We start from the raw sequence: 12,140 nt of genomic DNA on the forward strand, positions 1-12,140 counted from the left end.
AGGCCCACAGGAGACCCCATGGCCCGCCTGCTCTACCGTCTCGGCTCGACCGCCTACCGGCGGTGGCCGTTCTTCATCGCCGGATGGCTGCTCGTCGCCGTCGTCCTCGGCAGCCTCGCCGCTGCCTTCTCCAAGCCGATGACCGACGCCTTCTCCATCCCGGGGATCCCCTCGGAGAAGGCCGCCGACATCCAGCAGGAGCTGTTCCCCGAGTCCGGCGACGCCTTCGACGACGCGTCGGTCAACCTCGTCGTCGCCGCACCGAAGGGCCACACCCTGGCCGAGCCGGCGTACCAGGCGGCGATCCAGCAGCTGATTGACGGCGTACCGACGCTGCCGCAGACCGGCGAGGAGAACCCCGGCCTGGTCGCGCCCGCCGCGGCCGGCGAGGGGATGCCGTCCGCGTTCTCCACCCTGTCGGAGGACGGCCGGATCGGCACCATGTCCTTCGAGTGGGACGTCGACTCGCCGTCCGACCTGAAGACCACCACCATCGACGACCTCGAGGACCTGCTCGCCGACACCACGGCGGAGACCGGCCTGGTCGCCGAGGCCAACGGCCCCGGCATGGCCGTGATGGAGCCGCCGGGCGGCTCGTCGGAGCTGATCGGTCTCGGCATCGCCCTGGTCGTGCTGGTCCTCACCTTCGGCTCGCTGATGGCCGCCGGCATGCCGCTGCTCAACGCGGTCTTCGGCGTCGGCCTCGGCATGACCGGCATCACCGCCATGACCGCGCTGATGGACATCGGCTCCAGCACCCCGATGCTGGCCACGATGATCGGCCTCGCGGTCGGCATCGACTACACGCTGTTCATCCTCGCCCGCTACCGCACCGAGCTGCACCACACGAAGGACCGCGCCCACGCGGCCGGGATCGCCGTCGGTACGGCGGGCAGCGCGGTCGTCTTCGCCGGCCTCACGGTCCTCATCGCGCTGTCGGCACTGGCCGTCGTACGCATCCCGTTCCTGACCGCCATGGGCCTGGCCGCGGCCGCGACCGTGTTCGTGGCGGTGCTGGTCGCGCTGACCCTGCTGCCCGCGCTGCTGGGCCTGACCAAGTCGAAGTCCTTCGCCGGGCAGGTGCGCAAGTACGCCCCGAAGCGCGACGAGCACGGCCGGGTCCACAACAACGGCGTGCGGTGGGCGCAGATGCTCGCGAAGGCGCCCGTCGCCTGGGTGCTCGGCGTCGTCGTCCTGCTCGGTGCGCTGGCCGCGCCGATCTCGCAGATGTACCTCGCCTTCCCCACCGACAGCACCTCGCCCACCGACACCACGCAGCGCAAGGCATCGGACCTGATGACCGAGGCGTTCGGCCCCGGCCGCGAGGGCCCGCTGCTCGTCGTGGTCGACGGCCGCAAGATCGCCGACGACGACCAGCGCCAGGCCGCCTTCGACCGGGTGGTCGCGTGGGCCGCTGGTCAGGACGACGTCAAGAGCGCGGACCTGGTCGCCACCAACGCCGAGCGCGACGCGTCCGGTGCGCCGGTCGGGACCGGCACCGGCGCGATGATCCAGGTCGTCCCGTCGTCCGGACCGGACGAGCCCGAGACGCTCGACCTGCTGCAGGCGCTGCGCGACGGGCAGGGCGGGATCGAGGACCAGACCGACACCGTCGTCGGCGTCACCGGCCTCACCGCGATCACCACCGACGTGTCGGACCGGCTCAACAGCGCGCTGCCGATCTACCTCGCCGTCGTCATCGGCCTGGCGTTCGTGCTGCTGGTGCTGGTGTTCCGCTCGATCCTGATCCCGCTGACCGCCACCCTGGGCTTCCTGCTCTCGGTGCTGGCAACGCTGGGCGCGACGGTCGCGATCTTCCAGGAGGGCGCGCTCGGGCTGTTCGAGGGCCAGCCGATCGTGAGCTTCATGCCGATCTTCCTGATCGGCGTGGTGTTCGGCCTCGCGATGGACTACCAGGTCTTCCTGGTCACCCGGATGCGGGAGGCGCACGTCCACGGCCTGCCCACCCACGAGGCCGTCGTCGACGGGTTCCGCAACAGCGCCCGGGTGGTCACCGCCGCCGCGACGATCATGATCGCCGTGTTCTCCGGCTTCATCCTCGAGGACACCGCCGTGGTGAAGTCGATGGGCTTCGCGCTCGCCGTCTCCATCGTGTTCGACGCCTTCGTGGTGCGGATGGTGCTCATCCCCTCGGTGCTCTACCTGCTCGGCGAGAAGGCCTGGTGGCTGCCGAAGTGGCTCGACCGGATCCTGCCGGCCGTCGACGTCGAGGGCGAGTCCCTCGAGCGCGACTCCGCTCCGGTCCACGTCGGCGCCCGGTCTGATGACCTGGACGACGACCTGGACGGCGACAAGCAGCTGGCCGGGGTCTGATCAGCCCCGCCTGACGTCCCCCGAACCGTTCGATCGAACGGTTCGGGGGACGTTTGCGCGTCAGATTCCCCCGAACCGTTCGATCGAACGGTTCGGGGGCAATGGAACGTCAGCCGAGCGCCTTCTCGATGTCGCCGGCGAGCTTGGCCGGCTCGGTCGTCGGGGCGTAGCGGTCGAGGACCGCACCGTCACGGCCGACGAGGAACTTCGTGAAGTTCCACTTGATGCCGCCGCCGATCAGCCCGCCCTGCTCCTTCTTCAGCCACTGGTAGAGCGGGTGGGCGTCCTTCCCGTTGACGTCGATCTTCGCGAACATCGGGAACGAGACGCCGTAGTTGCGCTGGCAGAACTCGGCGATCTCGTCCTCGGTGCCGGGCTCCTGGTGGGCGAACTGGTCGCACGGGAAGCCGAGGATCGTGAAGCCGCGGTCGCCGTACTGGTCGTACAGCTCCTGCAGGCCCTGGAACTGCGGGGTCAGCCCGCACTTCGAGGCCGTGTTGACGACGAGGACCACGGTGCCGTCGTACGACGCCAGGTCGGTCTCCCGGCCATCGATCGCGGTGGCCTTGAAGTCGTGGAGGGAGGTCATGCAGGCAGTGTGGCACGCGGGGTGCGGCGCTGGCGCCAGAGCAGCAGCCCCAGCAGGAGCACGATCAGGTCGACGACCCCGATGACGACGTAGCCGACCGCGGAGGAGCGGGCGCCCTCGACGCGCTGCACCGCCGGCTTGTCGGGCAGCACCCGGACGCCGATCTCGCCGGTATCCTCGGCGGCCCGCCACGTGGCGTGGTCGACCTCGGCCGGCCAGGTACGACGCCGCGGGTCGACCTTCTCGGGCAGCCGGAACCGGACGACGTAGTGCGGGTCGGTGCGCGCCCGCAGCACGTTCGTGGCCGTGACCTCGGCGCTGACCTCCACACCGTCGCGGGACAGCTCCCAGCGCTGCCAGGTCAAGTGCGCCAGCGGCAGGTTGACGATCAGCGCGACCACCACCAGGGCGAGGAGAACCCCGCCGCGCCGGCCCTCCCCGTCGGTCACGTCGCTCGCGTTCAGTGGCGCTCGGCCGTGGTCGGCCCGGACGGGGCCAGGCCGGGCCAGGCCACCCCCCAGGCGCCGTACGCCGTCTCGGCGAGCGGGCGGCGGTGCCGCTCCCGGTGGTCGCGCTCAGCATCGCGCTCGGACACCTCCGCGGGGTTGCCGCGGACACCGACGGCGATGCCCGCCAGCAGCCGAGCGGTGTCGGGGATCCCGAGCGCCGCAGCCGCGCCGTCGTGGTCGAATCCCCCGAACTGGTGGGCGCCCAGGCCCATCGCCTGCGCCTGCAGCGTGATGTGGGCCGAGGCCTGCCCGACGTCGTGGGTCGGGATCAGCACGTCGCTCAGCTCGACCCCGTCCTGGCCCAGCTCGACGACCGAGAGGAGCACGAGCGAGGCACGCGGCACCCAGCCCGAGTTGCCGCGGCTCAGGTGCGGCACGAACGCGGCGTGCTGGGCGCTCCCGCGCGGTGCGACGACATAGCGCCACGGCTGGCGGTTGCCCGAGCTCGGCGCCCACTGGGCCGCCTCGAGCAGCCGGGTGATCTCGGCGTCGGTCAGCTCGTGGGTGGCGTCGAAGACGCTCGGGCTCCACCGGGACCGCAGCGGCTCGGCGATGTCGACCGGGTTCATGGGACGAGTATCGCGGGTCATTGCGACCGTCGACCCTTCGCGACGGGTCGTTCGGCCCTACCTGGGCCCGCTCGTCATTGCCACGGTGTCTGTGGCAGTGCGCATCGTGCGCGTCCGTGGGAGCGGGCAGGTCGAGCAGGCAGGAGGCAGGGCACATGAACGGCTCGAGCAGACCGGCAGGTCCGACCGGCGGGGATCGCCGCGCAGGAACGGCCGAGCCTAGGAACCGCCCCGGCTTCATGATCGTCGGCGCGCTGCTCCCACTCGTCGGCGTGCCGCTCCTCGTCGGCGGCCTCGCCCTGGGCTGGGCATTGATGACCCAGCGCGACGGCGACGGCTTCTTCACCACATCCACCGAGCACATCAGCTCGCCCTCGGTGGCACTGACGACGCGCGCGTTGGACCTGGGCGATCTCGGTCCGGACGACTGGTGGGCCGACCGGGACGTCGCCACCGTGCGCCTGCGCGTCACCTCACGCGAACCGGGGCCGGTGTTCGTCGGCATCGGCCCCAGCGACGCCGTCGCGGCCTACCTCAGGGACGCACCCTACGACGAGATCACCGACATCACCGACAACGACCCGTTCCGCTACACCCTCACGCGGCACGGCGGAGACGCCGACTCCGCACCGGCACCGACGCGGCAGGGGTTCTGGACGGCGCAGGCGTCCGGTGGCGGCTCCCAGGAGCTGACCTGGGACCTCCGCCCGGGCACGTACACCGTCGTCGTCATGAACGCGGACGGCACCGCCGGTGTCGACGTGGACGTGGTGGCCGGCGGCCGACTCGCCCTGCTGACCCCGCTCGCGGCGGGTCTGGTCCTGGTCGGGCTGGCGCTCGTCGCGGCCGGTGCTCTGCTCCTCGTCCGTGGTGCGGGGTCGGCGTCCCCGGGCGCACCGCCTGCGCGACCGGGGACACGCCTGACCGCAGACGAGACACCACCGAGCGGCTTCGAGGTCTCGCCGGTGCGGGTCACCGGGATCCAGGACGCACACCTGAGTCGGGGCCTGTGGCTGGTCAAGTGGGTGCTCGTGCTCCCCCACCTCGTGATCCTGGCTGCGCTCTGGCTGGTCTTCGCTGTGCTCACGGTTGTCGCGTTCGCGTCCATCCTCTTCACCGAGCGCTACCCCCGAAGCATCTTCGACCTCAATGTGGGGATCTTGCGCTGGTCGTGGCGCGTCGCCTTCTACGCGACCAGTGCCCTCGGCACCGACCGGTACCCACCGTTCAGCCTGACGGCACGCGACTACCCCGCAGACCTCGACGTCGCCTACCCCGAGCGCCTCTCCCGCCGCCTCGTGCTCGTCAAGTCGTGGCTGCTCGCCCTGCCCCATCTCATCGTCTTGTCGGTCCTCTCCGGGACGTGGGGATGGACGTTCGGGAACGACGGCGCGCGGCTGTCCGCGGGAGGCCTGATCGGCGCCCTGACCTTCGCCGCGGGCCTGTTGCTCCTCTTCACCGGTCGCTATCCCTCGTCGCTGTTCGACCTGCTCATCGGCCTCAACCGCTGGACCTACCGGGTGATCGCCTACGTGGCCCTGATGACCGACCAGTACCCGCCGTTCCGGCTCGACCAAGGACCCACCGAGCCCGGGCCCGGGCAGATCCCAGGCTCATTCACGCCGCGCCCGGACGCCGACGAGGCTGCGACGGAGGCTTCGCTCGATGCGGACGGCGACGCCCAGGCTGCGGCCTCGGCCGGACACTGACGACCTGCTCCGACGCACTCGGAGGACCGAACTCGGGTCGCGACGGGGCTGCCGTGTCGCTGACGGCTCAGAACCGCAGCCACTCCAGCACCGCCCGCACCCGGCGGTGGTCGTCGGTGTCGGTGGGGAGGTCGAGCTTCGCGAAGATGCTGTTGATGTGCTTGGCGACGGCCTTCTCGCTGACCACCAGCGCCTGCGCGATCCCGGCGTTGGCGCGGCCCTCGGCCATCAGCGCGAGCACCTCACGCTCCCGCTCGGTCAGCCGGTCCACGGGCGTGTCCTTGCGGCGGTCGAGGACGGCGGCGACCACCGACGGGTCGAGGACGGTGCCACCGCCGGCCACCCGGCGCAGGGCGTCGACGAACTCGGCGACGTCGGAGACGCGGTCCTTGAGCAGGTAGCCGACGGCGCCCTCGCCGCTGGCGAGGAGCTCGCGGGCGTAGAGCTGCTCGACGTACTGCGAGAGCACCAGCACGGGGAAGCCCGGCCGCCGCGCGCGGACGGCGATGGCGGCGCGCAGGCCCTCGTCGGTGAACGTCGGCGGCATCCGTACGTCGACCACCGCCGCCTCGGCGCTCGGGTCGTCGAGGGCACGCTCGAGCTCGGTGAGGTTGTCGACCGCGGCCACCACCTCGAAGCCCTTGGCCTCCAGGAGCTGGGTGAGGCCCGCCCTCAGGAGCGCGTGGTCTTCGGCGAGGACTACGCGGAGGGGGCGCACGGGACCTCCCAGGTCACGACGGTCGGACCGCCGGCGGGGCTTGACACCGACAGGATGCCGTCGAAGGCCGCGAGCCGCGCAGCCACCCCCGGAAGTCCGGATCCGGTGTGCAGGTCCGCGCCGCCGCGGCCGTCGTCGCCGACCTCGGCCCGCAGCACCGTTCCGTCGTGGTGGAGCGTCACCCAGGACTGGGCGGCGCCGGCGTGCTTCGCGGTGTTGGCCAGGCACTCGGCGACGGCGAAGTAGACCGCCGACTCGACAGGAGCGGGCAACCGGTCCGGTACGTCGAGAGCCAGCTCCACCGGCACGGCCATGTCCAGCGCCAGCGCGGACACGGCGCCGGTCAGGCCGCGGTCGGCCAGCACCGGCGGGTGGATGCCGCGCACCACGTCGCGCAGCTCGCCGAGCGCGGTGGACGACGTACCGCGGGCCTCGTTGAGCAGCTTCCGTGCGGCCAGCGGGTCGGTCTCGAAGAGGTCGTCGGCCAGGCCCAGGCTGAGGGAGACCGCGGCCAGACGGGCCTGCGGGCCGTCGTGCAGGTCGCGCTCGATGCGGCGCAGCTCGGCCGCCGAGTGGTCGACGACGACGGCGCGGGAGGTGGTCAGGTCGTGCACCCGGCGCTCGAGCGCCTCGGTGCGCCCCGGCGAGAGGATCGCGCGGTCGACCCACGACCGGGCACGCATCAGCGGGACGGCGCCGTACCACCACAGCGGCAGCGTGACGACCGCGACCATCAGCAGGAACACCAGGAGCGAGAGGACGATGCCGCCCGTCATCGCCCAGAGCATCCAGAGCAGGTCGCGCCAGGTCGCGGGGTCGAGGGCCCGGGCACGCAGGCCGGGGAGTGGTCCCGGCGGCAGGGGGAGGTACGGCGCCGGCACCGGCTCTCCCAGCACCGCGGCCGCCATCCTCCGGTGGGTGTTGGCGATCAGCCGGCCGAGCGGCAGCACCCCCAGCAGGAGCAGGATCCCGATCCACACGACCGTCAGCACGCTGCTCACCACGACCAGGACGAACACCACGATCACCGGCACGAACAGCAGGACCTGCGCGGTCGCGGCACCGGTGACCTTGAGGGGGCCGGCGCGACGGATGGGGACAGGCTGCACGGCTCCATCCTCACCGACCGGGCCTGATCGTGCAGTGGTGCAGGCACCACTGCTGGCCGGGACGCTCCACCCCTGACCGCGAGGGCCTGCCTCGGGAGGCTGGAGCCACTCTCCCTCTCTCCCGCAGGAGCTCGTCATGTCCCTCTCCCTGAGTGCGTTGCCCACCCGGGCCGCCCGCTGGAGCGCCACCCACCCGTGGCGCGCGATCGGCGCCTGGCTGGCGTTCGTCGTCATCGCCGTCGGCCTCGCTGCCACGGTCTCGACCAACGACGTGAAGGACGCCGACTACCGCGTCGGCGAGTCCGGTCGCGCCGAGTCCCTGATCGACCGGGCGGGCCTCGACCAGCCGCCGTCCGAGAGCGTGCTGGTCCAGGCCCGGTCCGGCACGCTGCCCGCCGACGGGAAGGCCGCGGCGGCCGAGGTCGCCGACCGGATGCGGAGGGCGCCCGGGGTGGCGGGCGTCGGTGACGTTGTACCGAGCGCGGACGGGACGTCCCTGCTGGTCCCCGTCGAGCTGACGTCCGACGAGGTCGACGCCGCTCCGCTGCTCGCCGTCACCGCCGCCGTCCAGGAGGCGCACCCCGGCCTCGTCGTCGCCCAGGCAGGCGACGTCACCATCGAGGAGGCGATCAACGACCGGGTCGGCGAGGACCTGCACTCGGCGGAGTTCATCAGCCTGCCGATCACGCTGGTGCTGATGCTGCTGGCCTTCGGCGCCCTGATCGCCGCGGGGCTGCCGGTGCTGCTGGCCGCCACCAGCGTGGCCGCGACGATCGGCATCAGCGCACCCATCTCGTGGCTGGTGCCGGCCGAGTCGACGGTGCTCAGCATGATCGTGCTGATCGGCATGGCCGTCGGCGTCGACTACTCGCTGTTCTACCTCAAGCGGGAGCGCCAGGAGCGTGCCGCCGGGCGGACGACGCTGGACGCAGTCGCCATCGCCGCGGAGACCTCCGGCCACGCGATCCTCGTCTCCGGTGGAGCCGTGATCGCCGCCCTCGCGGGACTGTTCGTGCTCTCCGACGTCACGTTCAACTCGCTGGCCACCGGCGCGATCCTGGTCGTCGCGGTCGCCGTCCTCGGCTCGATCACCGTGCTCCCGGCGCTGCTCGTCAAGCTCGGCCGCTGGGTCGACCGGCCCCGCCTGCCGCTGCTGTGGCGGCTCACGCGGCGCGTTCCCACCGGCACGGTAAGCGGCCGCGTCCTCGGCCCGGTGGTCCGGCACCCGGTCGCCGCGCTGGTCGTCTCCTCGATCGGCATCGTCGCGCTCGCCGTACCCGCGTTCGGGATGAAGACCCACCAGGCCAGCATCGAGACCCTGCCCGCCGACATCCCCGCGGTGCAGACCCTGCGGGCGATCACGAAGGCGTTCCCGGCCGAGGGCACGGCCGCGCAGGTCGTCGTCACCGGCGCCGCACCCGGGGAGGCGCAGGCCGCGCTCGAGCGGCTGGCCGCCACCGCCGGCAAGGACGCCTTCGCCACCGCCGGCGTGCAGGTGCGCACCTCCACGGACGGCGGTACGTCGGTCGTCGACCTCCCCCTGCCCTACGAGGAGTCCGACGACCGCGCCACCACCGCCATCGAGCGACTGCGCTCCGACCTGGCACCCGCCGCGCTCGACCGGCTCGGTCCCGACAGCTCGTGGGCGGTCGGCGGCGGCGCGGCCGAGTCGCTCGACCACAACCACCAGCGCGACCAGCGGATGCCGTGGCTGCTGGGGTTCGTGCTCCTGCTGACGATGGTGATGATGGTGCTGGCCTTCCGCAGCGTGCTGCTCGGCCTGGTCTCCACCGTGCTCAACCTGGCGTCGGTCGGGGTCGCGTTCGGGCTGCTGTCGGTCGTGTTCCAGCACGGCGTCGGTGCCGACCTGCTCGACTTCACCAGCCCCGGCTTCGTGATCGAGTGGATCCCGATCTTCGTGCTCGTCGTGCTCGTCGGGCTGTCCATGGACTACCACGTGTTCGTCCTCAGCCGGATCCGTGAGCTCGTCGACCGCGGGCTGCCCGCCCGCGAGGCCGTGCACCGAGGCATCGCCGACACCGCGGGCGTGATCACCAGCGCCGCCGCTGTGATGGTCTCGGTGTTCGCGATCTTCGCGACCCTGTCGATGATGGAGATGAAGATGATGGGCGTCGGGCTCTCCGCCGCGATCCTCATCGACGCCACGGTCATCCGGCTGGTCGTGCTGCCGGCGGTGCTGGTGCTGCTCGGTGAGAGGGCGTGGCCGCGGCGCGCCCGCCCGGCCGTCGCCACGGCGGCTCCCGCCCAGGAGCCGGCGCTGGTCAGCTGACCGCGAGCGGCGAGACCTCCTTCGTCGTACCGAAGGCGAAGGTGGTCTCGATCGACGCGAGCGACGGGATGCCCCGGAGGCGGTCGCGCAGGAACGCCTCGTAGGCCGGGAACGACGCGACGACGACCTTGACCAGGTAGTCCGCGTCGCCGGCCAGCAGGTAGGCCTCGGTGATCTCGGGGACGTCCCGCAGCTCGCGCTCGACCGCGTCGACGACCTCGGAGGCGTGCGAGGACAGGGTCAGCCGGACGAACGCGGTGATGGCGAGTCCGACGGTCTCCGGGGCGACGACGGCGCGGTACCCGGTGATCACCCCGGCCTGCTCCAGCGCCCGGACCCGGCGCAGGCAGGGCGAGGGAGAGAGCCCGACCCGGTCGGCGAGCTCCTGGTTGGTGAGGCGGCCGTCGAGCTGCAGCTCGAGGAGGATGTGCTGGTCGATGGCATCGAGGGCGGTCACGTGGCAGATCCTGCTACAGGTCGGTCCTGGTGAGGCATTTTCGGCAATCGTATGCCGCTCTGCTTTCTCTAATCTTGCCGCCGTGAACGAGAGCACGACGACGAGATCGGGGTACGCCGCCCTCGCGGCGACCGTGCTCCTGTGGGCGTCCTTCGCGCTGTCGTCACGGGCGATCGGCAGGTCCACGCTGACCGAGTACGACGCCGCGCTGGTGCGCTTCGCCGTACCCCTCCTGGCGCTGGCGCCCCTGCTCCCCCGCACCCTCCGGGCCCTCGCCCGGGAGCGGTCCTCGACCTTCGCATTGCTGCTGGCGGGCGGCCTGCCGCACTACCTGCTGTTCGCGTTCGGCGCGCGGCTGACCAGCGCCGGGCTGACCGGACTGCTCGTGCCGGGCACGGTGCCGCTGTTCGTCACCGTGCTGCTGCTCGGTCAGCGCCGGGTTTCCCGGCGGGCCTGGGCCGCGCTCGGCGCGATCGTGGCCGGCGTCGCCGCGAGCGCGACGATGATCGGCGACGGCGCGGGGCCGGGTGGGATAGCCGTCCTGTTGCTGGCGGGCGCGGTGTGGGCGGCCTACACGCTCGGGCTGCAGCGGACCTCGTTGCAGCCGCTGGAGATCGTCGTCGCGGTGTGTGCGGGCTCGACGGTCGCCGGCCTGGCGGTGGTGCTGAGCGGCACCGCGCCCTCGCACCTGATCACCGGTGCGGTGCTTGGGTCGGACCTGCTGGGCTTCGTCGTCCTCCAGGGCATCGGCACCGGCCTGCTCTCGACACTGTGCTACACCCACGCCGTTCGCGCCCTGGGCAGCGGTGTCGCGGCCGTCGGCGGCGCGCTCAGCCCGGTCGTCACGGCCGTGGTCGCCGTACCCCTGTTCGGTGAGGCGATCGGGCCCGGGCTGGCCGTGGCGCTGGTGCTCGTCGTCGCCGGCGTGCTCGGCTTCAACTCCCGTCCCTCGGTCGCACCTGACGAATGGGCTGTGAAATCGCCCGATACACAGCCCGATCGTCAGGTGCGACGCGGGAGCTCAGCGGTGCGCGTGGCGCTCGGCGAGGCGCGGCTCAGTTCGTCGCGCTGAGCGACCTCTCGATCGCGCGGGCGCACCCGTGCAGCTCGTGCACCCAGCCGGGCACCCTGTCCCGCGAGAACCGCGCGGTCGGCATTGCCAGCGAGATGCCGGCGACCATCCCGTCCGCCCACCGCACAGGTACGCCGATCGCGGTCAGGCCGGTCTCGGTCTGCTCGTTGTTGAGCGCGAACCCGTTCTGGCGCACGGCACGCAACGCCCGGCGTACCTTGGCCCGCTCGGTGGGCTCGAGGCCCGCGAGGGCCGCGGCCAGCGCGTCGTCGTCGAGCACCGACAGCATCGCCTTGCCGGCACTGCTCACCCGGGCGGGCAGCGCCTTGCCGGTGCGGTCGCCCACCCGCAGCGGCCGCTCGCACTCCACGGTGTGCACGAACCGCGCCTCGTCGCCGGTGAGCACCAGCAGGTTGGCCGACTCCTCGGTGCGGTCGACCAGTCGCTGCAGGTGGGGCAGCGCGGCCTGGCGCAGCACCGACAGCGGCACCGCGGTCGTCGAGCCGTGCAGCAGCGGCCCGGCCCGGTAGCGCTTGTCGGCGTCCTGCTCGGCGAAGTCCCGGTAGACGAGCATGGCGAGCAGCCGGTGCGCGGTCGACGGCGAGACACCGAGCCGGGTCGCTGCGTCCGTCACCCGCATCGGCCCCTCGAGCACGAGCAGCTGGGCCAGCAGGAGGGCGTTGTCCACGGACTCGACGGCGTACGACGGCCGGTTCTTCACGCGTCCACGCTCTTTCTGCTGGTCAGAATCAACTCTCGCACGATTCTGCAGGCTGCCTAGCGT

The 12,140-nt window shown here is 72.1% G+C and carries 11 protein-coding genes; 4 read left to right on the top strand and 7 right to left on the bottom strand.

The genetic code is table 11. From position 1 onward, the window contains the following. Positions 1-18 precede the first annotated feature (18 nt). The gene (locus tag FBY23_RS01125) at positions 19-2,334 is read left to right on the top strand and encodes an MMPL family transporter (RefSeq protein WP_141796469.1); all 2,316 of its coding nucleotides are present in this window, start codon (positions 19-21) and stop codon (positions 2,332-2,334) included. Positions 2,335-2,443: 109 nt separating this feature from the next. Here FBY23_RS01125 and FBY23_RS01130 read toward each other — a convergent pair whose 3' ends face one another. Genes FBY23_RS01130 through FBY23_RS01140 form a run of 3 tightly spaced genes read right to left on the bottom strand, consistent with a single transcriptional unit; the run spans position 2,444 to position 4,001 of the window. Further along, complete coding sequence (locus FBY23_RS01130) at positions 2,444-2,923, bottom strand: glutathione peroxidase (protein ID WP_141796470.1); 480 nt, start codon at positions 2,921-2,923, stop codon at positions 2,444-2,446. Continuing rightward, entirely contained in the window at positions 2,920-3,372 is a 453-nt protein-coding gene (locus tag FBY23_RS01135; protein WP_141796471.1) for a DUF3592 domain-containing protein, read from the bottom strand. The genes FBY23_RS01130 and FBY23_RS01135 overlap by 4 nt, the downstream gene beginning before the upstream one ends. 11 nt (positions 3,373-3,383) lie before the next feature. Beyond that, entirely contained in the window at positions 3,384-4,001 is a 618-nt protein-coding gene (locus FBY23_RS01140) for a nitroreductase family protein (RefSeq protein WP_260805674.1), read from the bottom strand. A gap of 239 nt (positions 4,002-4,240) precedes the next feature. On the opposite strand from FBY23_RS01140, the gene FBY23_RS01145 reads away from it, so the two are divergent. Further along, a complete protein-coding gene (locus tag FBY23_RS01145; protein ID WP_260805675.1) occupies positions 4,241-5,710 on the top strand; it encodes a DUF4389 domain-containing protein in 1,470 nt (489 codons plus the stop codon). Between the two features lie 67 nt (positions 5,711-5,777). Here FBY23_RS01145 and FBY23_RS01150 read toward each other — a convergent pair whose 3' ends face one another. Continuing rightward, a complete protein-coding gene (locus FBY23_RS01150) occupies positions 5,778-6,428 on the bottom strand; it encodes a response regulator transcription factor (protein WP_222117684.1) in 651 nt (216 codons plus the stop codon). Further along, positions 6,410-7,537: a sensor histidine kinase gene (locus FBY23_RS01155; RefSeq protein WP_222117685.1), complete on the bottom strand. Its 1,128-nt coding sequence runs from the start codon at positions 7,535-7,537 to the stop codon at positions 6,410-6,412. The genes FBY23_RS01150 and FBY23_RS01155 overlap by 19 nt, the downstream gene beginning before the upstream one ends. Positions 7,538-7,673: 136 nt before the next feature. Here FBY23_RS01155 and FBY23_RS01160 point away from each other — a divergent pair, with 136 nt between their 5' ends. Continuing rightward, positions 7,674-9,827, top strand: a complete 2,154-nt coding sequence (locus FBY23_RS01160) for an MMPL family transporter (RefSeq protein WP_260805676.1) — start codon at positions 7,674-7,676, stop codon at positions 9,825-9,827. Here FBY23_RS01160 and FBY23_RS01165 read toward each other — a convergent pair. Then, positions 9,820-10,284 carry an Lrp/AsnC family transcriptional regulator gene (locus tag FBY23_RS01165; RefSeq protein WP_141796473.1) on the bottom strand — a complete coding sequence of 155 codons (465 nt, stop codon included), beginning with the start codon at positions 10,282-10,284 and terminating at the stop codon, positions 9,820-9,822. The two genes, FBY23_RS01160 and FBY23_RS01165, sit on opposite strands and share 8 nt — an antisense overlap. An 82-nt stretch (positions 10,285-10,366) precedes the next feature. On the opposite strand from FBY23_RS01165, the gene FBY23_RS01170 reads away from it, so the two are divergent. Then, positions 10,367-11,356, top strand: a complete 990-nt coding sequence (locus FBY23_RS01170) for a DMT family transporter (protein ID WP_222117686.1) — start codon at positions 10,367-10,369, stop codon at positions 11,354-11,356. Here the strand turns inward: FBY23_RS01170 and FBY23_RS01175 are convergent. Beyond that, complete coding sequence (locus tag FBY23_RS01175; RefSeq protein WP_141796475.1) at positions 11,340-12,077, bottom strand: IclR family transcriptional regulator; 738 nt, start codon at positions 12,075-12,077, stop codon at positions 11,340-11,342. The two genes, FBY23_RS01170 and FBY23_RS01175, sit on opposite strands and share 17 nt — an antisense overlap. Positions 12,078-12,140: the final 63 nt, after the last annotated feature.

This window comes from Nocardioides sp. SLBN-35, from assembly GCF_006715725.1.
In the GTDB taxonomy this organism is placed as follows: Bacteria; Actinomycetota; Actinomycetes; order Propionibacteriales; family Nocardioidaceae; genus Nocardioides.

Bases quoted from the DNA above. Each gene is read 5' to 3' on its own strand.
- FBY23_RS01140 (WP_260805674.1), bottom strand. From the start codon at position 4,001: ATGAACCCGGTCGACATCGCCGAGCCGCTGCGGTCCCGGTGGAGCCCG.
- FBY23_RS01160 (WP_260805676.1), top strand. From the start codon at position 7,674: ATGTCCCTCTCCCTGAGTGCGTTGCCCACCCGGGCCGCCCGCTGGAGC.
- FBY23_RS01130 (WP_141796470.1), bottom strand. From the start codon at position 2,923: ATGACCTCCCTCCACGACTTCAAGGCCACCGCGATCGATGGCCGGGAG.
- FBY23_RS01125 (WP_141796469.1), top strand. From the start codon at position 19: ATGGCCCGCCTGCTCTACCGTCTCGGCTCGACCGCCTACCGGCGGTGG.
- FBY23_RS01145 (WP_260805675.1), top strand. From the start codon at position 4,241: ATGATCGTCGGCGCGCTGCTCCCACTCGTCGGCGTGCCGCTCCTCGTC.